Consider the following 20,356-nt stretch of genomic DNA (forward strand, 5'->3'; position numbering starts at 1 on the left):
CATGGGGAATTTTTTTACACTTATTTCACTAGAAAATACAAAACTTTGGAAAAGACTTTCTACAAAAATAATGTTGCTCATAATGATTGTAATTGTAATAGCGGCAACGAGTATTTATAAATATCACAAGATGTCTCAGAATGATTCAACTACTACAAAGATTTCCGAAAATTGGAAACAGGACTTAATGGTAAATCTTCCGGTAGAAAAAGCTGCTCTAACGCAAATTGAAAAAAAAGATAAAACGTCACCAGTTATAGGAAATATGAAAAAAAATATAGCTGAAGATGAATATAGCATTACTAACAATATCAAGCCAGAATCCAAAGACAGCATTTGGACAAAAATCACAAAGTTTGATGGCTATGTTCCATATAGTTTAATTATTGCACTTCTTTTAATGATATCATGTTCAGCTTTATTTGCAGGTGAATTTTCTGAGGGTACAATGAAAATGATGATATCACGGCCTTATAAACGGTTTGAAATTCTTACTTCAAAATTAATTGTTACATTATTTTATGGTCTTATACTTTTGGTAACAACATTTTTGTTGAACTTTATATTGCTGGGTATATATTTCGGTTTCAATGGCATGGGTGCTAAGGAAATGATGTGGACGAGTACCAAAATAATATATATACCGTCCGTACTAAAAACATTTATTATTTATGGCCTTAATTTTCTTACTGTGCTTGTGTATGTATTAGTAGCTTTTGCACTTTCAATAATATCTCGTTCACGCTCAATTGCAACCGGATGCTCTTTATTCTTGCTTTTAGCTGGTAGTTCTATGGTGCAACTATTCTCAACCCGTTTCAACTGGGGTAAATATCTTCCTTTTGGACTGTCGGATTTTACTAACTTTATTATTAACGGATCATTCGTCGTTGGTACAACACTTGCATTTGCTATTGGCGTATCCACTGTATATTCTATAATATTCTGCTTTGCAGGTTATTTCGTATTTCAAAAACGCGATATTTAAACACAAATACTTTCACATTGGGTCTATTGCCTATTACTTAAAAATTTCATTTTGGATGTATTACGAATTGATATTAGTATAATAATAAAACTCCGCAGTCAAAGGCTGGTCCACATCAAATTTGCTCCTTCATTCTTCATACGAAAACCTGATGTGGCACAAGCTCTTTCACTGCTCTAGGTCCTAAAGGAAGCTTTGGACAATGTGCGAGACGTTAATTAGTGAAAAGCTAATTAACCTAACTTTCATGGTTAGGTATAACTGATAATTTGAGAAGTAGAATGAAGGGGTAACGTCCTGAAATGCTTCCTTTGATACTCCGAATAGCTTTAGATTGATTAAGCAATCTATGGTTATAAGCTCGGTAAAGTCGGCTGAGATTATACCCTAACATTAAGTTGAGGAAAAGCGAACTAGAGGTAGTCGAGTATAAGATAGGTCGGAAGTCCAAAAAAATTACCTATGGTGAGAATGTAATAAATTACTGACGAAATTCCGAAAGTAAGGGTCTAAACAAAGAATAACTAGAAATGGTTATGACAACTAAGTTTGTCATATGAGGAGATTAGTAAACATGTTGTCTATGAAAATCTCTATACTGTTACAGGCAGTATCAATCATATAGGCTCAGAGGAAACACTTAAGGGTAAAATGCGGATAAAATTATCGGAACGTCGTAAGCCAGTAATATTGAGGTATTAATGCCAATGAGATAGTAGTAAGGAAATTCATAAGATATAACTTACTTTAATACTGGTGAAAGTAGAGCCACAGTATTGATGAAGCTATGATAATAAGTAGTGGAGAGATAGGCTCAAGTCAAGATGTTATTAGAAATGTTAATAGAATTAGAATGTTGTAAGGTTCGAGTAAGACTAAGAGAAATACGAAATCGTAAGGAGAAGTAGTATTGACTTACACGACACAGGATAAGAAAATTAAGAAGAAACAAAAACTAAGAAACAATGAGTATTATAACACTCAAAAAATGCAAGACAAACTTTATGAAGAAAGTTGCAAAGGAAGAACATTCAAGAGATTAATGCCTTTAATTTGTGCAGAAGAAAATATACTTCTTGCATATAGGAATATTAAACAAAATACTGGAAGCAATACAGAAGGCACAGATGGTATGACTATTAGAAATATAGAAAATTTACCGTCTCAACTTGTAGTGAATACAGTTAAGGCGATGCTTAGTGATTTTAACACTGGTACAGTTAGAAGAGTTTTTATTCTTAAGTCCAATGGAAATTTACGACCACTAGGAATACCTACTATGTGGGACAGACTGCTACAACAGTCAATAAAGCAAGTACTTGAACCCATTTGTGAAGCAAAATTTCATAAGCATAGTTATGGATTTAGACCAAACAGAAGTACCAAACATGCTATAGCTAAATCCATGTTATTTATCCACTTCAACAAACTACGTCGCAACAGTATAAAAGTCCGAAGTTAGAATTATTTATTTTTAAATGTATATGGGGGAAATTAGATGGATACAAAATGTATAAGTACAAAGCGATTAATTATAATAAATACTGTTCTCATTCTATTTTCTGCACTTTTTGCGATTATTGTTCATGCACTTTTGCCCACTTCTGTAGATGTTGCGCAGTTTGATAGTATTTTTGTTAAATGCTTTGGGTTTCCTACCGTAGCAATATTTTATTTCATTCTGCTATTTATACAGTCTGTAATGGTGGTAAGATACATAGGCGTGAGAGCAGATGCGCCTAAATTACAAATAGGGATTAGATTTGGGATAGCCTTCGCAATGATTTACTTATTTGGAATGCAAGAGATAGTAGTTGAGGGGTCTCTTTTTTCAAATTGGGGACTCGGTTTTGTTAAGTATCAGCTTATAATGGGAATAGGAGATGGTCTACCTGCAATATTGTTATGTGTGGCAATTGCTTATTTTACATTAAGTGAAAGTAAGGAAATTAAACCAATTAGTAAATTACAAATGACGAAATGCATAAAAACCATTGCTATTATTGCAATTGCTATTTTTGTGGAGAGAACAATTGGTTATGAAAGCGGTCTTATAAGCAGTGACAGTGCTACATATCCAGTTCCGTGCTATATATGGACAGGTTTCTTTGGAATACTGATGGGTTATGTTTATGTGATTTTGTATCCTTTGTTAGTATTCGAAAAAAGGCAGTGTGGTATAGGTATACCATTAAGGTTCATAGCAACTATAGGTGTGAATTGGATGATTTTTAATAGCTTTATTGGCTTAATAACGAAAGGTGCTATGCCTCAAATGTTATTACGGAGTGGATTAGATGTTGTGGTGTTGTTTTTGGCTTCAGCAGTAGCCGGTAACTATATTATTGAATTAAATGACGCTAAATAATTAACGTAATGTGAAAATATTTTAATTCACAATTTTCATATAGTATGACTAAAATCCTACCTTTTTCATTTTCTAGGAATATGTTTGAAATATGTTTTAGAGTAATTAAAGCACCGATATATTCAAAAAATTCTTTGAGTATATCGGCGCTTTGGTAATATATGTCTTAACGTATAAAATCCGCGTTTTGTGGTTACTACCCCCTAGGCGGAGTTCTTTGAAAATTTAAAAAATTAACCATAGTAAATATAATAAGAAATCTATAGTCTATTATTGAGATGATTACAATTAACCCATATCGATTATGATGTGGGTTTTTAACATATGATATTCTGAACGTAACACAATAGTGATTGAGTTACATTCACTTTGGGTCTATAGGCTAGATGTTCATATACAATAAATGACGTGGGATTTATATTACTAATCGTTTGAACGACGATAGTGAACTTCGTAAGTCAAAGCACCTACAGGAGCTTTAAAAGGTCCATGCTGCATGCCTGGTGGACGAACTGCAACCATTCCTTTAGTAAATGTTTGTTCTCCGCAAATCAAACCACCTTCAATAATATAAACTTCTTCCCAACACTCGTGAATCAGAATATTTGTTGTCTCTGTTCCTGGCGCAAATTTTAGAAGTCTAGTAAACTCACTCGTCTTTTTATCCTGAGTAACTATTAGTTCCAATACTCCTTCTGGATAACCTTTTGGCCGGTTCCAGCCTGACTTATTTGGATTAAAAAACTCTTTTTCTTCTTTCGGCATGATAGTCACTCCTTTTTTGTATTTTAGTTATTATTCTATGGCATATTGTATATTCCTTCTTATATGGGATATAAAGAACATAGCTGTCCTGTACTGAAAACTCGATTCCTAAATATGGTAATAACTAACCTAAGCATTAATTAAAAGTTCCGAATCTTATTTTGGAACTTGAACTTAGGTGTATTTAAAGCATTTTATTGAGTATTTTAGATGCATATGGTAAGCTACTCTTAAAATAAGCTCCTACTCTTGTACTTATAGGAACTTTTAAAGGTAGGGCACATATGATAAAAGATTTTAATTTAAACCTAAGAGAGCTCCAATTAGTTTATAATAAATAAAATGAGGCAAAAATAGGATTTGCAGTGCTGTATAAATATTTGCAAAATTACGGTAAACTTCCTGAGAGTAAAGAAGCAGTGTCAGAAAAAAGTATTGAGTTCATTGCAAAACAACTTAAAATTGATGGAAAAACTTATTTAAATTACGATTTTAATAGCAGAAATGCTTTTTTTCATAAGAAGCAAATTCGAGAAGAACTTTGCTTTCGTGAATATAGTAAAAATGATATGGAATCAATTAAAGAATAGCTTATACAAATAGTTTTACCTGTTAATGATGATATTGAGTATTTAAAGCAACAACTATATAAAAGGTTTTACGAAATAAAAATTGAGTCTACTACTGAAGAAACTTTAGAGCGTATAGTTTCTTCAGCTATAAATACATTTAGATATAGGTATAAACAATGTTTTTTTATCCAACATGGCTGATATTTATTTATCAAGTGCCAATAAAGTATGAATGTTGTAGATAAGAAATATGGTAATGGCGCAGTTAAATTTATTGGAGAATCTCTAAAATTTTATTCTGAAAATAATAAGTAATGAATTAAAATGGAATATTACGCAGATGATAATAGACTAAATACTCAATATTGCATATGCGGATTCACTATAGATTAACGGGGGCGAATTATTAAAAAACCATACATTTTATTCCTTAGCGTGGGTTAGTATAGATAAGTCGGAAATGTTGGCTGCACCCCAGTATAATAAGACTAAATGTGTAAATGCAAAAGATTTTACTTGTAATGACACAAATGGAGGTATGGGATGAATAAAATATTGGTTGTTGAAGATGAAGATATTTTACGTGAAGTGATAATTGACTATCTAATTGAGTATGGATATCAGGTATTAGAGGCCGAAGATGGGGAAAAAGCTTTAGAGCTATTTCAATTAAATTCTGTTGATTTAGTTATACTAGATATTGTTCTGCCGAAGATTGACGGCTGGTCAGTATGCCGTAGAATACGGAAAAATTCCAGTATCCCTATAATCATTTTGACTGCACGTTCAGATGAGGATGATTCTCTTCTGGGATATGAGTTGGGAGCGGATGATTATCTGATCAAACCATATAGTCCTCTGGTTCTAATGGCAAAAGTGAAACGATTTCTTGAAAAATACCCAGGTACTATGGATGGAATGTTGACGTCAGCCGGCGGTATTGTTATAAATATGGGGTCAAGACTTGTTTCTATTGATTGTAATACTATTAATTTGACTCATACAGAATTTGAGATTCTAGCTTACTTAATGCAAAATAGAGGGATTGTAATTACCAGAGAACAATTAATAGCTAAAATATGGGGTTATGATTTTTATGGTGATGAAAAGACAATGAACAGCCATATCAGAAACCTGCGTGCTAAGCTTGGAAGTAAAGGCTGCTACATTGTTACGGTTATCCGCTCGGGATATAAATTCGAAGAGGGGCAGCTATGAAAAAAAGTATTGTTTTTAAATGGTTTGTGCTAACAGTTCTATTATTCTCTACTATGTTTTTATTCATTGGAATAACGCAAAATTACTTTTTTAAGAAATATTATATTAATGAGAAATTGGATACTCTCAAAATGTATATGAAGGAGTACTCAGATATAGTAGCGAAAAAAGGAGCGGAAGCAGCATCTGGTGAAATATATAAGAATAACCAAATCTGGATTACAAAATTGGACAAAAATGGTCGTATCGGCGATGTGGAAAATTACTATCTCGAAGTGAAATTGAAAAATGAATCTCAGGGTACTTTGCGGATACCAATGTACTCCTTTGAAGGAGAATATTCTTCTGATGTACTCGCTTCATTTAAGGTCGGCGATGAGGTGATTATTGATACAGTGAATATAGCAGATGAAAAGATACCTTATATGATAAATACTAATTCAACGGGCGTCGTAAATTTAAATATTGCAAACAAGCTGAATGGTCCTAATGCCGATAAAGCGTATAGTCACCTTGTAACTGACGTATTGAGGGGAAAGATAACGAAGACTGCATTTCCCGAACGAGGGTTGGATATTTCGTTTCCCTACCATGAACTTTATTTTTTGAAACAGATAAAAGAATTTCAAGCCGGTTTGCTAGCTAATAATGCGAAACCTCTTCAGGGTACAGAAGAATTTAGTGCAACAGAAAAACTTGTGGAATATAAGATAATTATTAAACCGGTTGTTGAAAATGGGGTAACGGGATATATTTTTGCTATGACATCTCTTCAGCCGGTAGATGAAGCAATATCGGTTATACAGCAATTCTATCCTTACTTTTTTGGATTTACATTTCTGTGTGTTATATTCTTGGCATTTATTTTTTCTAAGTGGCTGGCGAAACCTCTGATATCCATCAACCAGGTCACAGAGAAAATAGCAAACATGGATTTTACGGAAAAACTGCCGGTGCGTTCCGCCGATGAAATTGGTCAGTTATCCCAAAATATTAATTATCTGTCGAACCAGATGGAAGTATATATTGGTCAGCTTAAACAGGATCTTGATAAAGAGAGAAAATTAGAAACTATACGAAAGGAATTTATTGCAGGTGTATCTCATGAGCTGAAAACGCCTCTTGCGGTTATGAAAAGTTGTCTGTCTATTTTTAAAGACGGAATTGCAGCTGAAAAAAGGGAACATTACTTACAGGCGATGGAAGATGAAATACAACGGATGGACTTGCTGGTTGTAAACATGTTGGATCTAGCTAAATTTGAATCTGGTACCTATAAGCCTGAATTAGCTCCTTTTGAAATGGATAAAGCAATTACCGAAGTATGCAAGTCCCTGGCTGAGCAAATACAGGAGAAAAATATCTCTCTTATATTAAGACTTTGCCCTAAAATTGTAGTGGGGCATAAATGGCTAATCAGTCGAGTTATTACTAATTTTCTCAGTAATGCAATCCGGAATACGGAGAATGGATATGCAATCGTAATTGCTATAAGCTGCAATGGAGAGACAGCAGAAATCAGCATAGAAAATCAGGGGAAGCCAATATTAGAGGAAGACAGGAAAAAGATATGGGACCAATTCTACCGTGTGGAGGCACGGACATCCAAAGCAGGTACGGGTCTTGGACTTTCCATATCCAAGGGGATATTGGAGCTTCATCATGCAATTTATGGTGTGGAAAATACGAAAGATGGCGTCTGTTTTTTCTTTTCTCTACCGGTCCAACCATAAATCATTGATTATATCTTCAGAGAAAGATATATGCCTTCTTTAAGATACTTTTATTCAAAAAAATTAATATTTTACTGACGAAAAAGCTATGAAGGGTACTTCATGGCTTTTGTTCTGCAAAAAATTAGAAAGAAATAATATCCGAACTCTATCTTATCTGCACCTGTTCTGCATTTTACTATTGTAATATAAGTTTATCAAATAAAGAAAAGAGGTATTTTTATGAAAAAATTAATTATTAGTTTCCTTATGGGTATTCTTTTGATAGGTATGAATGCCTGCGGGAATACAAATGCTGCAAAGGATGTTACAGCTAAGTCTAAGAACAATGTGTTTATCGGAGATTCCATTACCGAAGGTTTTGTCATCAATGAAATTCTTCCTAAAGAAAGTGTAATAGCTGGGGCAGGAGCCACAGCCGGGTTTACGTATGATAAAATTGATGGCTTGACTAAAAAGAAACCGGACAACGTCTTTATCATGTTGGGATCGGATGACCTGTTCATGCCTGTGAAGGATCCTAAAGAATTATTCAGAAATGATTTAACAAAACTGATTAACAAGATAAAGGAAGAACAGCCCAATTGTAAGATATATCTCCAGTCCATAACACCTGTAACACAGGAGGCATTAAAACTAGAACCCCGCTATAAAAATGTAGATGAATATAACAAGCTTTTAAAGGAGTTAGCGGGCAAGTTATCAGTTAATTATATAGACATAGGAGCATTGGCAAAGGAAAATCCCAATTTATTTGCGGAAGATGGTGTTCATTTCAAGAAAGAATTTTATCAACTGTGGTTGAAGAAACTTTCTAAATAATTATAGCGGAGGGATATATGATATTCAGTAGTCTGTTTTTTACATTTGCGTTTTTGCCTATCACAGTAATTCTATATTATTCCTTAGGAAAGCACTTTAGGAATATTGTCCTGCTGACTGCAAGCCTGTTTTTTTATGCATGGGGAGAACCTATCTATGTGTTATTGATGTGCGGTTCCATAACGATTAATTACTGTCTAGGCACTCTCTTAGGTAGATCTGATACCAGCAGCCGAAAAAGGAAGCTTTTTTTAATAATAAGCCTGGTGCTCAATTTAGGCTGTCTCGCTTATTTTAAATACATCGGCATGATCATAAGTACAATAGGTAGTTGGAATTTGAATGTAGGAATACCGGCGCTTCCCTTAGGAATTTCGTTTTACACCTTTCATGCACTATCTTATGTGATTGATGTATACAGGGGAAAAATAAAGCCTCAGAAAAGTCTGATTCTTTTTGCTCTTTATATTACTATGTTCTCGCAGTTGGTGGCAGGGCCAATTGTGAAGTATATAGACATTGAACCACAGTTAGCTTACAGGAGCATGAACTTCAAAAAAATTAATTCCGGGATGCAGCGCTTTCTGTGTGGTCTTGCGAAAAAGATGCTTCTTGCAAATAATATAGGACTACTATGGTCTGAAGTAAAAGCCATGCCAGGTACAGAAGTTTCAATGCTCATGGCATGGGCCGGGATTATTGCCTTTACATTACAGATTTATTTCGATTTTAGCGGGTATTCAGATATGGCTATCGGATTGGGAAAAATGTTTGGATTTCGTTTCAAGGAAAACTTCCAGTATCCATATATTTCGCAAAGTATTTCGGAATTTTGGCGCAGGTGGCATATCTCCCTAGGATCATGGTTTAAGGAATATGTATATATTTCTCTTGGTGGAAACCGTGTCGGTAAGTGGAAACTGATACGGAACATGTTCATTGTATGGTTTCTCACCGGGCTCTGGCATGGTGCAAGTTGGAATTTTGTTTTATGGGGGCTTTATTTTGGAGCTTTAATATTAATAGAAAAATTGTTTTTGCAGAAAAGCATGACAAGATGGCCAAAGGTTGTCCGTCATATATACTTATTGCTGTTTGTTGTTATAGGCTGGGTGCTTTTTGAATTTACCAACCTGACGGATATGCTCGGTTTTCTGCGGATCATGTCTGGAGTAGGAGGTAATGCGCTTATTAATAACCAAGCAATTGTGAAGCTAAAAGCTTATGCCATCTTATATATTGTTTGTATCATTGCGGCTTCACCTTGGCCTAAGGAACTGGCGTTAGTATTTGAAAGAAGTCATTACAATATTTATAAATTAGCAGTAACCGTGTATTATTGTGTACTAATGTTTTTTTCCACGGCATACATGGTTAGTTCAACCTACAACCCATTTATATATTTCCGATTTTGACCAGGAGGATTGATATGAGAATAAGTAACAAAAAAAAACTTGCCGTTATACAGAATATCGTGTGTATGTTGCCGCTTTTATTTATACTTGCTATGTTTATATTGAATCTTGCTCTACCGGCTAAAACCTATTCAAGAGAGGAGAGGCGTTACTTAGCACAATGGCCTGTTTTTCGTATTGAAAAAGTATTAGATGGCAGTTATGAGACTAAGGTTGAATCATATTTTTCTGATCAGTTCCCTTCTCGAAATTTTTGGGTTCATATTCAGAAAGGCTCCAATCAAATTTTATTTAAAAGGTAATTTTTATTACATTGCTGTGGATAGTAACATTAGCAACGATTGATCAATATGAGAGAAAAATGCTACAACTACAAGATCCTTCTGATACATATCAAATATGTCAGATAAACGATGAAGTTCAAGACAATGTAGAAAGAGGGTAAAAATCCATGAAAAAAAAGTTGTTGAAAATAAATATAAAAGCACTCTTTGTATTCTTATTAATCCTGGGATTGCTATTTATTAGTAATATGGTGAAAAAAGGAGAGAATGCTAATTCACAGAGTATTACTTCTAATTTTACAGTATGTATTGATGCAGGCCATGGCGGATATGATGTTGGTGCTACAAACTCATCGAATATTTTTGAAAAGGATGTAACATTAGCAATTGATCTTAAAGTAGGCGATCTCTTAGAAAAAGATGGTATTAAGGTGTTATATACAAGGACTACTGATAAAGTGTCCTGGCCCTCTGATAATAAGCTAGATCTTAGAGCAAGAGTTAAAGTATCAAATGAGGCTAAAGCAGATGCATTTGTATCTATACATTGCAATGCTGCTACTGACTCTAGTTATCATGGAGTAGAAACCTGGTGTAGGTTTCCTAATACTGATGGTGAAAAACTTGCTAAAAGCATCCAAAAGGAACTTGGTAATAGTAAGTACTCCGCCGATAGAGGTTTAAAATATGAATCTAATGGACACTCATTGGCTGTATTACGGCTTAATAATTCTGTTTCCGCATTAATTGAAATAGGTTTTTTAAGTAATTCTTCAGATGCTAATTTTGTAACATCTGAAAGTGGACAAGATGTATGTGCTAATAGTATAGCAAAAGGAATTTTAAAATATAAGTCATCAGTTAAAAAGTAATTAGTTTTTAACTAAAATTAATGTTTAGATATAACAAAGGAGAAAAAAATTATGAGAATAAAAAGCAATAAATTTAAGACAATAAGAAACACTGTAATTATAGTATTATCTATTATATTATGTGCTTTATTTTATACAGGGTATACATGGGTTTCAGAAATGAATGTTCAAGCCAAGGGAAATCAGGTATTACAGGCTAAGGCACAGGAAATAAAGGAAAAAGACGAAGCGGATAAGAAAGCTAAAGATTTAAATACTAAAGCCGCCAATGCTGCAGCTGATTATGATATACAAAAAGTATCAGATATATCTAGCGGTAGAGGCGTGAAAGATGGCAAAAAAATGGCATTTCTTACTTTTGATGATGGCCCATCTACTACTGTAACACCACAAGTACTAGATGTATTAAAAGATAATAAAATAAAAGCAACCTTCTTTACTGTTGGAAACCTTATAGAATCTAATAATTCAAGTAAAGAGCTTATAAAAAGAATTTCCAAAGAAGGACATTCTATAGGAAATCATAGCTATAGTCATTCAATGAAAACATTATATCCTCATAACAGACTTGATGTAAGTATTTATATGGCTGAACTTGAGAAAACTAACAATATCTTAAAAGATATTTTAGGACAAGATTTTAATGCACGAGCAATGAGAATGCCAGGTGGATATATGTCTAGAGTATACTACGATGATCCTAATTTGACTGAATTGAATGCCAAGTTAAAGGAAAAAGATATGTATAGTATAGATTGGAATGCATATATTTTCGATGCTGAGGGTAAAAACAAAACTGCACCCGAATTAGTAGAGGCCTTTAAAAAGGATGTAGGTACACAAGAAAAAATAGTAGTATTAATGCATGATACCTATGGTAAGGAAGAAACTGCAAAGGCATTACCTGAAATTATAGACTATCTAAAAATAAATGGATATGAATTTAAGATTATAAAATAACTTTCGGAGGGCATTGTAAAGTAATTTTGGAGGAGGTGAAAATGGGATGAAAGCTGTTGCTTCTGTGGTCATGAACGGAATTAATGAAGCTTATGACGAATATCTTAGGATAGGTCAAGGTGATTTAAGAAAAGTTATATTCCAGACAGGACAATTTGATCGTGTAGCCTCCGAACTTGGTGGCATTGCTAACCCTAAAACCATTTGGGCAAGTCCACTAGAACAAATACATTATGGGGTAATAATCGCAAAACGCGGATTTTATACGTTAAGACATATATTACTAAAACACCGATATATTCAAAAAATTTGTTGAATATATCGGTGTTTTGCTTCCTTTTTTCAGTTTATCATTTGCCATTTTTATCTCTCGCTTAGTTAGTATTATCAATACTATAATTGTATTTTAACTAACTTGTTTTGATCAAAAAAATAAGAGCTTTATCATTTAGTGATTAAACCCTAGATATATCAGTGCTTTACACTGATGGTATATACTTTTTCGAGTTAGAACTATTACATATTAATTCTAAGTCGGAATATTAAAATAATAGTGTTGAATTGTAAATAACTGGCTTAGCGTTGTAAATTTACGCTTTGCGAGCACTACCCCTGTATACATTATATAATAGCTGTTGCATCAAGCCTATATATTTTTGCAATATTTCAACATAACCCAATTAGTTAAAAGTCTTAAAAGAAAGGATTTTGTATCTATAATAAGTAACAACATTTATCAACTATACTAACATTTTTTCATAATTAAATAATTCAATTATTTTGCTTAAAGGAAGAGAATACACAAAATAATTTACACCCTCTTTTTATTTTCTGAACATATCTATAAATGGTGGCTTCAGATGACCCTAATGTGTTAGCAAGCTGTTTAACGGCACCTTTTAATAAAAAAATCCCTTTTTGATGAAGTTCCTCGACTATATGAATCTTATCTTCTTGTTTTAAATATTCAATAGTAATACCTTTAGCAGAGGTTATTTTATTAATTGAACATTGAGCTAATTCTTCAATGATTGAAGAGAGATTTTCTGATTCGCTATCATATTTACTAATTATCATAGCTGTAAAAAACGTCAAAACGGCAATTAATTTTAACGATGATAAATATTATTAAAACTTTCGGATAAAGTAAAAAGTTTAAGATTTACCTATACAAGGAAAAAAGTTAAAGTAGATATCAGACCATAGGCTTAAAATATAATAATTTATTAGATAAGTATCTAAAACTTTACAACAACTTTACATATATGATAATCTTCTCATATAAAAATAGTTTATAATTTTACTTGCTAATTATTTATATTAATAAATTTGAATAAATAAAACAATAATATTATTGGAGGTGATATGGTTGAAACAAAACATTCTAATAGTAGAAGATGATTTAGCAATATCAAACTTAATCAAATTAAATTTAAATATAGCAAATTATGAAACTAAAGAAGTTTATGATGGCTTAGAAGCAATTAATATAATTGAAAATGAACCTTTTGATTTAATACTACTGGATGTTATGCTTCCAAATGCTGATGGTTTTACTATAATGGATAAAATAAGATATTTAGATATTCCTGTTATATTTCTTACTGCTAAAAACTCAGTTATTGATAAAGTAACTGGATTAAAATTAGGAGCAGAAGATTATATTGTAAAGCCCTTTGAGGCTCTAGAACTGTTAGCAAGAATTGAAACTGTTCTTAGAAGATATGGAAAAGCTAATGATGCTTTGGAATTTAAAGATATTAAAATATATTTAAAAGAAAGAATAGTAAAAAAAAGTGGCAAAATAGTAGATTTAACTCTTAAGGAATTTGAATTATTATGTATATTGGTGCAAAATAAAAATATAGCATTAACTAGAGATATACTATTAGAAAGAGTATGGAAATATGATTACTTTGGAGGAACTAGAACTGTTGATATGCATATAGGTTCAATTAGAAAAAAATTAGACCTAAATGATAATATTAAGACGGTTTATAAAATTGGCTACAGGTTGGAGGACTAATAGATGAAATTTTGGCAAAGAATATACATTTTATTTTTGACTTTATTTATTTTAACCTTTAGCTTTGCAGGAATTTTAATAATAGAAAAGATTCATAATGAAACATTAAAAAGAGAAGTAGATAGATGTTTAAGTGAACATTTGAGTATTTATTCAGGAGTGAATTTAAGTATTCCGGTGTATGACACTTTAAGAAGGTATTCCCGTAATACCAGCTCGGATGATGAAATTTTATCTAATGCCATCAATGATTATTACAAAAAATACAATGATAAAAATGTTTATGTAGAGATTTTAGATACAAATAATAAAAGTGTGTTTAGTAATATGAATTTTAAAATGCCTGATAAAAGAGAAGAAATCAATTCACTTCAACCAGATAAAAGACAATATATAATTAAGGATATAGGTAATAAATCATATATATTTATATCAAACTTGATAAATATAAACAATAAATCCTATAAATTTACTTATGCGCGAAATATTTCAGGAATTTATAAAGAAAGAGGAAATCAGTATGTTTTCTTTTTTAAACTAGACGTAGTAGTATCTTTAGTTTTCATGGCGTTTATGTATTTTGCAAGTAAATATATAACAAAACCAATCCAGAATCTTATAGGGGCTACTAAAAGAATAGTTAAAGGAAATTTTTCAGAAAAGGTAGAAATAAAATCTAAAGATGAATTTGGCGTGCTGGCAGAAAATTTCAATACAATGGCTGAGGTTGTTGAAGAAAAAATAAATGAATTAGAAAGAAATAATAATGAAAAACAGAGGTTCATCGATAACTTGGCCCATGAATTAAAAACACCATTAACTTCTATAATAGGGTATGCAAATTTACTTCGTACCACCAAATATAATGAGGAAATTTTTATAGACGGTCTTGGCTATATATATGGAGAGGGAAAGCGGTTAGAGGAATTATCTTTTAGGCTAATGGACTTAATACTATTAAGAAAAGAAGAGTTTAAGCTGCAAAATGAAAGCATAAAAAACATTGTTCTTGAAGTAAAAGGGTCATTGCTTCCAAAACTTATTGAAAAAAACATAAGCTTAGTAATAGAGGATAATGATTTTGAAATGATGATGCAACGTGATTTAATGAAGGTACTACTAACTAATCTTATAGACAATGCTATAAAAGCTTCTAAGGTTAAATCAGAAATTCACATTGGTATTAACAAATATAAATATGAAGTTGAAATAAAAGATCATGGCATAGGGATTGCTAAGGAACATATAGATAAGATCTTTGAACCCTTCTATATGGTTGATAAAGCAAGAACTAGGGCAAGTAATGGTGCCGGATTAGGTTTATCAATATGTAAAAAGATATTGGATATTCATAGTGGATGCTTTGTAGTTGAAAGTGAAATAGATAAGGGAACTTCAATTAAATTAATATTTAATACTTGTAAAGGTGGTGACTCCTTTCATGAAACATAAAATAATACTTCTCGTATTATTGATTTCTAGTATTTTTTTAACTTCCTGTAGTGATTTTAGTAACATAAAAAAAAATCAACTGGTAGTTATAAAGCTTGATAAAAATACTATATCTACTTCAGATATAGTGAATGGAAAAAAAATCTTAACAGAGGAAGGGGCAAAATTAAAAGCTCTAGAAATTTTAGAAAAATATTTTAATGTGAAACTTTACCTGACAGAGGTTGGAAGTAATGTTCAGTTCTTTAGTTCATCAATGTTAAAAAGAGATTTAGAGCTGATAAAGCCAAGTAATTATTCAAAAACGCAATTGGAATATAGTAAATCTGTGTTAGAAAACGGTTTATATAATGTAGAATTTTTTACAAGAGTAGAAAAGAAAACACAAAATACAAATTACACAGGCTATGTTATGAAAATAGATTCAAAAACAGGAGAATGTATATATTTTAACAGTTATGATAGTGAGATTATACCTTCTTCAAACAGTAGTATTGATATAACCGAAGCAAAAAAAATAGCAAAAGAATTTATACTAAAAAATAATATTGGTAATATTAAAAATATAAAGTTAGTTAATCAAAATCCGAAAAGCGTAAAGGAGCCAGTTGGATGCAGTTTAGTATACGAGGATGCTGACGTAGCTAGTAATAAAGTAATAATTTCTATTGATGAGAGCACTAAAAAAATATACAGTTTCTCAATAGGAGTAATGGCGATAATTCAATCTAATACTAGTTGGTAAGAAAATAAACAAATGGAATAAAATTATAAAACCTACTACCTTTAGTGTAAGTGACATAAATAAGAACAATCATCCCATATTCGGAATGCTTTTTCTTATATATGTCACTTTACAAAATACTCACTTTTAACAAAATCTTATTTTGTTAAAAGTGAGTATTTTTTTAGAACTAGATAATTCTTTTCTTTACATATACTTTACAACTATTAAAAACTTCTGATATATGCTCCTATTATAATTAAATATATCAGATAAACGATAAAAAGCAAAAACAATGTAGAAAGAAGGGAAAACTATGAAAAAAAAGTTGTCGAAAATAAGTATAAAAGCACTCTTTGTATTCTTATTAATCTTGGGATTGCTATTTATTAGTAATCCAGTAAAAAAAGGAGCGAATGCTAATCCACAGATTATTAATAACCACGAGCAAAAGAGTAATACTTCTAATTTTACAGTATGTATTGATGCAGGCCATGGCGGATATGATGTTGGTGCTACAAACTCATCGAATATTTTTGAAAAGGATGTAACATTAGCAATTGCTCTTAAAGTAGGCGATCTCTTAGAAAAAGATGGTATTAAGGTGTTATATACAAGGACTACTGATAAAGTGTCCTGGCCCTCTGATAATAAGCTAGATCTTAGAGCAAGAGTTAAAGTATCAAATGAGGCTAAAGCAGATGCATTTGTATCTATACATTGCAATGCTGCTACTGACTCTAGTTATCATGGAGTAGAAACCTGGTGTAGGTTTCCTAATACTGATGGTGAAAAACTTGCTAAAAGCATCCAAAAGGAACTTGGTAATAGTAAGTACTCCGCCGATAGAGGTTTAAAATATGAATCTAATGGATACTCATTGGCTGTATTAAAGCTTAATAATTCTGTTTCCGCATTAATTGAAATAGGTTTTTTAAGTAATTCTTCAGATGCTAATTTTATAACATCTGAAAGTGGACAAGAAGTATGTGCTAATAGTATAGCAAAAGGAATTTTAAATTATAAGTCATCAGTTAAAAAGTAATTAGTTTTACACTAAAATTAATGTTTAGATATAACAAAGGAGAAAAAAATTATGAGAATAAAAAGCAATAAACTTAAGACAATAAGAAACACTGTAATTATAGTATTTTCTATTATATTATGTGCTTTATTTTATACAGGGTATACATGGGTTTCAGAAGTGAATGTCCAAGCCAAGGAAAATCAGGTATTACAGGCTAAGGCACAGGAAATAAAGGAAAAAGACGAATCGGATAAGAAAGCTAAAGATTTAAATACTAAAGCCGCTAATGCTGCAGCTGATTATGATATACAAAAAATATCAGATATATCTAGCGGTAGAGGCTTGAAAGATGGTAAGAAAATCGCGTTTCTTACTTTTGATGATGGCCCATCTACTACTGTAACACCACAAGTACTAGATGTATTAAAAGATAATAAAATAAAAGCAACCTTCTTTACTGTTGGAAACCTTATAGAATCTAATAATTCAAGTAAAGAGCTTATAAAAAGAATTTCCAAAGAAGGACATTCTATAGGAAATCATAGCTATAGTCATTCAATGAAAACATTATATCCTCATAACAGACTTGATGTAAGTATTTATATGGCTGAACTTGAGAAAACTAACAATATCTTAAAAGATATTTTAGGACAAGATTTTAATGCACGAGCAATGAGAATGCCAGGTGGATATATGTCTAGAGTATACTACGATGATCCTAATTTGACTGAATTGAATGCCAAGTTAAAGGAAAAAGATATGTATAGTATAGATTGGAATGCATATATTTTCGATGCTGAGGGTAAAAACAAAACTGCACCCGAATTAGTAGAGGCCTTTAAAAAGGATGTAGGTACACAAGAAAAAATAGTAGTATTAATGCATGATACCTATGGTAAGGAAGAAACTGCAAAGGCATTACCTGAAATTATAGACTATCTAAAAATAAATGGATATGAATTTAAGATTATAAAATAACTTAAGGAAGTATTTGTAATATAATGGTATAAAACAACTTATAAGTGTTGCCTAATTAGTGTAGCGAAGGCACGATAATGCTTATTCTTGGTTTTTTATTTTCTGAACATATCTATAAATGGTGGCTTCTGATGAGCCTAATGTTTTAGCAAGTTGTTTAACGGCACCTTTTAATAGAAAGATTCCTTTTTGATGAAGTTCCTCGACTATATGAATCTTATCTTCTTGTTTTAAATATTCAATAGTAATACCTTTAGCAGAGGTTATTTTATTAATTGAATATTGAGCTAATTCTTCAATGATTGAAGAGAGATTTTCTGATTCACTATCATCTTTACGTTCTAATTCAGGTTCTTTTTTATAAAGAGAATATACCTTTGAAACAGTTTCCATCAAAGTATTAAGTGCTGTTTCATCAGTGTTCACAGATATAAGACCAATTAAATTCATATCATCATCTCTTATAAAAAAAGTTGATGAACGTAGGGAGTTATTTATTTTATTATCTCCGTTATAATTAGTAATAAAATCATTTTTTTCATTTGAATTTTCTTTTAGTATTTTTAAAATTAAATCTGTTGCAGGAGCACCAACTTCTCTTTTGGAAATATAGTTATTTTTTATACTAATAATAGAATGGTCTAAATCTGTTAAGTCGTGTAAAGCCACTTCACTATTTTTACCCAAAATCGCAGCAATAAAATCTACCAACGGAATATATTTATTTAATTTATTCTGTATAAGTTTAGATGACATTTTTTCACCTCATAAATATCTTTATATTTAGCCTTGTGCATATTGCAAAGTGTTGTCTTTATAGAATTTTAACTGAAGAGATATAATTCCAGTAAGTGTTATATTTTCACTGGAATTATAGTACTATCTCCTAACTTACATAAATGATTCTGTTTCTATATGGGATATTTTATTAGTGGTAATTTTTTTATCAGCCCAATTTTTACCTTCAATAATGCGAGAAATAATCATTGCAACCCCAGTATCACCAGTAGCGTTAATTGCTGTTGCTGGTGCGTCTGTTATTGTTCCAATTAAAACCATAATTGGAATTGAAACAGCCGGAAATCCAAAAGCAGCTACAATAAATATTTCTCCAACATAGCCACCTGCTGGTATTGCACCCATTACTGATGAGGCTACTACAGATACTACAATAGCAGTCAATAAGTTTTTAGGATCCAGAAAGTTAATGTTAAAAATAGAACACATAAATGCAATTTTTAAAATTGAAATTAAACACGCTCCATCTTTATGAAGATTACAACCCATAGGAATAGTAATATTCTTAATATCTTCTGGAATGCCAATGTTTTTTGAGGCAATAAGATTACTCGGTATACTTGCAGCACTAGAGCACGTACCTAAAGATGTTAAAGCTGGCGGAATAATGTGTTTCCAAAAATTTCTAATTCCTCTATTCCCATCACCAATGAAAGCGAAAATAGTATTTGCTAAAAAGAAATATATTAGTGCCGCTATAAAATATATTATTAATGCTCTTGATAGTGGTCCTGCAATTTCATCACCATACTGCCCAATCAAAGTAGCGAAGAATGCACCTAGTCCTATTGGGGCTAAAAGCATGACATATCCAACCATTTTCATAATAACACTAGATAGTGAGTCAAATAATTGCATTACAGGTTTTCCTTTTTCTCCTATAGCAACAGTAGATACTCCAAAAAACATAGAAAAAACAATTAAAGCCATCAAATTTTTTCTTGACCATAACAGTGAAAAGTCATTTACTGTAAACATCGATAAAAAATTACTACTGCTCGTCATATCCTTTACTGTTTCATTCATAACGATATTTGCTCCATGAGCTGGATCAAACACTCCACAGATGACAGCCATATAAACGCTGGCTATGATTTCTGTTACAATAAACAATACCATCATGATAGATAATACTTTACCAAGCTTGTGCAAATTCTCCATATTAGCAATGGAAGATACTAACGATACGAAAATCATAGGGACTACGCAACAATATAATAAATTTAGAAAAACATCTGCTATAGGAGTAAGAAGTACAGCTTTTGGTCCAAGTATCCATCCTACAATGGACCCTACTAACATTCCCCCAAGGAGGATAAAAGAAAATTTATAATTCTTTAAAAACTTCATTAGT

20 protein-coding genes and 1 pseudogene are annotated in these 20,356 nt (G+C 31.7%); 17 read left to right on the plus strand and 4 right to left on the minus strand.

The annotated features are described in order from the left end of the window. Position 1 precedes the first annotated feature (1 nt). The 3 genes from ACWJKS_RS05195 (at position 2) to ACWJKS_RS05205 (ending at position 3,356) form a co-directional block, all read left to right on the plus strand. On the plus strand, positions 2 to 988 hold the full coding sequence (locus ACWJKS_RS05195; protein ID WP_462960610.1) for an ABC transporter permease: 987 nt from the start codon (positions 2 to 4) through the stop codon (positions 986 to 988). A gap of 910 nt (positions 989 to 1,898) precedes the next feature. Further along, a complete protein-coding gene (locus ACWJKS_RS05200; RefSeq protein ID WP_462960611.1) occupies positions 1,899 to 2,450 on the plus strand; it encodes a reverse transcriptase domain-containing protein in 552 nt (183 codons plus the stop codon). Positions 2,451 to 2,486: 36 nt separating this feature from the next. Then, positions 2,487 to 3,356, plus strand: coding sequence for a hypothetical protein (locus ACWJKS_RS05205; protein ID WP_462960612.1), 870 nt, complete (start codon positions 2,487 to 2,489; stop codon positions 3,354 to 3,356). Between the two features lie 423 nt (positions 3,357 to 3,779). On the opposite strand, the gene ACWJKS_RS05210 is transcribed toward ACWJKS_RS05205, so the two are convergent. After that, positions 3,780 to 4,121 (minus strand): cupin domain-containing protein, encoded by a 342-nt coding sequence (locus ACWJKS_RS05210; protein ID WP_216303541.1) that lies wholly within the window; start codon positions 4,119 to 4,121, stop codon positions 3,780 to 3,782. A gap of 353 nt (positions 4,122 to 4,474) precedes the next feature. Between ACWJKS_RS05210 and ACWJKS_RS05215 the strand changes: the two genes are divergently transcribed. From ACWJKS_RS05215 to ACWJKS_RS05255, 9 genes and pseudogenes are all read left to right on the plus strand, one after another. After that, complete coding sequence (locus ACWJKS_RS05215; protein ID WP_462961049.1) at positions 4,475 to 4,711, plus strand: DUF4158 domain-containing protein; 237 nt, start codon at positions 4,475 to 4,477, stop codon at positions 4,709 to 4,711. A gap of 525 nt (positions 4,712 to 5,236) precedes the next feature. Further along, positions 5,237 to 5,911 (plus strand): response regulator transcription factor, encoded by a 675-nt coding sequence (locus ACWJKS_RS05220; RefSeq protein ID WP_216303539.1) that lies wholly within the window; start codon positions 5,237 to 5,239, stop codon positions 5,909 to 5,911. Further along, positions 5,908 to 7,644 carry a sensor histidine kinase gene (locus ACWJKS_RS05225; protein WP_462960613.1) on the plus strand — a complete coding sequence of 579 codons (1,737 nt, stop codon included), beginning with the start codon at positions 5,908 to 5,910 and terminating at the stop codon, positions 7,642 to 7,644. The genes ACWJKS_RS05220 and ACWJKS_RS05225 overlap by 4 nt, the downstream gene beginning before the upstream one ends. Before the next feature lie 222 nt (positions 7,645 to 7,866). After that, positions 7,867 to 8,466, plus strand: a complete 600-nt coding sequence (locus tag ACWJKS_RS05230; RefSeq protein ID WP_462960614.1) for a GDSL-type esterase/lipase family protein — start codon at positions 7,867 to 7,869, stop codon at positions 8,464 to 8,466. Between the two features lie 17 nt (positions 8,467 to 8,483). Beyond that, positions 8,484 to 9,881: an MBOAT family O-acyltransferase gene (locus ACWJKS_RS05235; RefSeq protein ID WP_462960615.1), complete on the plus strand. Its 1,398-nt coding sequence runs from the start codon at positions 8,484 to 8,486 to the stop codon at positions 9,879 to 9,881. A gap of 14 nt (positions 9,882 to 9,895) precedes the next feature. After that, entirely contained in the window at positions 9,896 to 10,183 is a 288-nt protein-coding gene (locus ACWJKS_RS05240) for a DHHW family protein (protein WP_216303535.1), read from the plus strand. Between the two features lie 149 nt (positions 10,184 to 10,332). After that, entirely contained in the window at positions 10,333 to 11,037 is a 705-nt protein-coding gene (locus ACWJKS_RS05245) for an N-acetylmuramoyl-L-alanine amidase family protein (RefSeq protein ID WP_462960616.1), read from the plus strand. 51 nt (positions 11,038 to 11,088) lie between these two features. Further along, complete coding sequence (locus tag ACWJKS_RS05250; protein WP_462960617.1) at positions 11,089 to 11,997, plus strand: polysaccharide deacetylase family protein; 909 nt, start codon at positions 11,089 to 11,091, stop codon at positions 11,995 to 11,997. A 28-nt stretch (positions 11,998 to 12,025) separates the two neighbouring features. Further along, positions 12,026 to 12,238, plus strand: a pseudogene (locus tag ACWJKS_RS05255) (cell wall hydrolase); the annotation flags it as partial. A gap of 530 nt (positions 12,239 to 12,768) precedes the next feature. Here the strand turns inward: ACWJKS_RS05255 and ACWJKS_RS05260 are convergent. Further along, the gene (locus tag ACWJKS_RS05260; protein ID WP_462960618.1) at positions 12,769 to 13,074 is read right to left on the minus strand and encodes a helix-turn-helix domain-containing protein; all 306 of its coding nucleotides are present in this window, start codon (positions 13,072 to 13,074) and stop codon (positions 12,769 to 12,771) included. A 292-nt stretch (positions 13,075 to 13,366) separates the two neighbouring features. Here ACWJKS_RS05260 and ACWJKS_RS05265 point away from each other — a divergent pair, with 292 nt between their 5' ends. The 5 genes from ACWJKS_RS05265 (at position 13,367) to ACWJKS_RS05285 (ending at position 18,204) form a co-directional block, all read left to right on the plus strand. Further along, positions 13,367 to 14,023 (plus strand): response regulator transcription factor, encoded by a 657-nt coding sequence (locus ACWJKS_RS05265; RefSeq protein ID WP_462960619.1) that lies wholly within the window; start codon positions 13,367 to 13,369, stop codon positions 14,021 to 14,023. Between the two features lie 3 nt (positions 14,024 to 14,026). Next, positions 14,027 to 15,475 carry a HAMP domain-containing sensor histidine kinase gene (locus tag ACWJKS_RS05270; protein WP_216303530.1) on the plus strand — a complete coding sequence of 483 codons (1,449 nt, stop codon included), beginning with the start codon at positions 14,027 to 14,029 and terminating at the stop codon, positions 15,473 to 15,475. Next, the gene (locus tag ACWJKS_RS05275) at positions 15,465 to 16,220 is read left to right on the plus strand and encodes a hypothetical protein (RefSeq protein ID WP_462960620.1); all 756 of its coding nucleotides are present in this window, start codon (positions 15,465 to 15,467) and stop codon (positions 16,218 to 16,220) included. The genes ACWJKS_RS05270 and ACWJKS_RS05275 overlap by 11 nt, the downstream gene beginning before the upstream one ends. A 295-nt stretch (positions 16,221 to 16,515) precedes the next feature. Beyond that, on the plus strand, positions 16,516 to 17,244 hold the full coding sequence (locus ACWJKS_RS05280) for an N-acetylmuramoyl-L-alanine amidase family protein (protein ID WP_462960621.1): 729 nt from the start codon (positions 16,516 to 16,518) through the stop codon (positions 17,242 to 17,244). A 51-nt stretch (positions 17,245 to 17,295) separates the two neighbouring features. Further along, the gene (locus tag ACWJKS_RS05285) at positions 17,296 to 18,204 is read left to right on the plus strand and encodes a polysaccharide deacetylase family protein (protein ID WP_462960622.1); all 909 of its coding nucleotides are present in this window, start codon (positions 17,296 to 17,298) and stop codon (positions 18,202 to 18,204) included. Positions 18,205 to 18,285: 81 nt separating this feature from the next. Here the strand turns inward: ACWJKS_RS05285 and ACWJKS_RS05290 are convergent, their stop codons facing one another. Together ACWJKS_RS05290 and ACWJKS_RS05295 are read right to left on the minus strand one after the other, a co-directional pair. Further along, the gene (locus ACWJKS_RS05290) at positions 18,286 to 18,960 is read right to left on the minus strand and encodes a helix-turn-helix transcriptional regulator (protein ID WP_462960623.1); all 675 of its coding nucleotides are present in this window, start codon (positions 18,958 to 18,960) and stop codon (positions 18,286 to 18,288) included. A gap of 135 nt (positions 18,961 to 19,095) precedes the next feature. Next, positions 19,096 to 20,352, minus strand: coding sequence for a dicarboxylate/amino acid:cation symporter (locus tag ACWJKS_RS05295; protein ID WP_462960624.1), 1,257 nt, complete (start codon positions 20,350 to 20,352; stop codon positions 19,096 to 19,098). Between the last annotated feature and the right edge of the window lie 4 nt (positions 20,353 to 20,356).

Source organism: Clostridium sp. CM038, assembly GCF_055081105.1.

Bases quoted from the DNA above. Each gene is read 5' to 3' on its own strand.
- ACWJKS_RS05195 (WP_462960610.1), top strand. From the start codon at position 2: ATGGGGAATTTTTTTACACTTATTTCACTAGAAAATACAAAACTTTGG.
- ACWJKS_RS05205 (WP_462960612.1), top strand. From the start codon at position 2,487: ATGGATACAAAATGTATAAGTACAAAGCGATTAATTATAATAAATACT.
- ACWJKS_RS05210 (WP_216303541.1), bottom strand. From the start codon at position 4,121: ATGCCGAAAGAAGAAAAAGAGTTTTTTAATCCAAATAAGTCAGGCTGG.
- ACWJKS_RS05220 (WP_216303539.1), top strand. From the start codon at position 5,237: ATGAATAAAATATTGGTTGTTGAAGATGAAGATATTTTACGTGAAGTG.
- ACWJKS_RS05225 (WP_462960613.1), top strand. From the start codon at position 5,908: ATGAAAAAAAGTATTGTTTTTAAATGGTTTGTGCTAACAGTTCTATTA.
- ACWJKS_RS05230 (WP_462960614.1), top strand. From the start codon at position 7,867: ATGAAAAAATTAATTATTAGTTTCCTTATGGGTATTCTTTTGATAGGT.
- ACWJKS_RS05235 (WP_462960615.1), top strand. From the start codon at position 8,484: ATGATATTCAGTAGTCTGTTTTTTACATTTGCGTTTTTGCCTATCACA.
- ACWJKS_RS05240 (WP_216303535.1), top strand. From the start codon at position 9,896: ATGAGAATAAGTAACAAAAAAAAACTTGCCGTTATACAGAATATCGTG.
- ACWJKS_RS05245 (WP_462960616.1), top strand. From the start codon at position 10,333: ATGAAAAAAAAGTTGTTGAAAATAAATATAAAAGCACTCTTTGTATTC.
- ACWJKS_RS05250 (WP_462960617.1), top strand. From the start codon at position 11,089: ATGAGAATAAAAAGCAATAAATTTAAGACAATAAGAAACACTGTAATT.
- ACWJKS_RS05260 (WP_462960618.1), bottom strand. From the start codon at position 13,074: ATGATAATTAGTAAATATGATAGCGAATCAGAAAATCTCTCTTCAATC.
- ACWJKS_RS05270 (WP_216303530.1), top strand. From the start codon at position 14,027: ATGAAATTTTGGCAAAGAATATACATTTTATTTTTGACTTTATTTATT.
- ACWJKS_RS05275 (WP_462960620.1), top strand. From the start codon at position 15,465: ATGAAACATAAAATAATACTTCTCGTATTATTGATTTCTAGTATTTTT.
- ACWJKS_RS05280 (WP_462960621.1), top strand. From the start codon at position 16,516: ATGAAAAAAAAGTTGTCGAAAATAAGTATAAAAGCACTCTTTGTATTC.
- ACWJKS_RS05285 (WP_462960622.1), top strand. From the start codon at position 17,296: ATGAGAATAAAAAGCAATAAACTTAAGACAATAAGAAACACTGTAATT.
- ACWJKS_RS05290 (WP_462960623.1), bottom strand. From the start codon at position 18,960: ATGTCATCTAAACTTATACAGAATAAATTAAATAAATATATTCCGTTG.
- ACWJKS_RS05295 (WP_462960624.1), bottom strand. From the start codon at position 20,352: ATGAAGTTTTTAAAGAATTATAAATTTTCTTTTATCCTCCTTGGGGGA.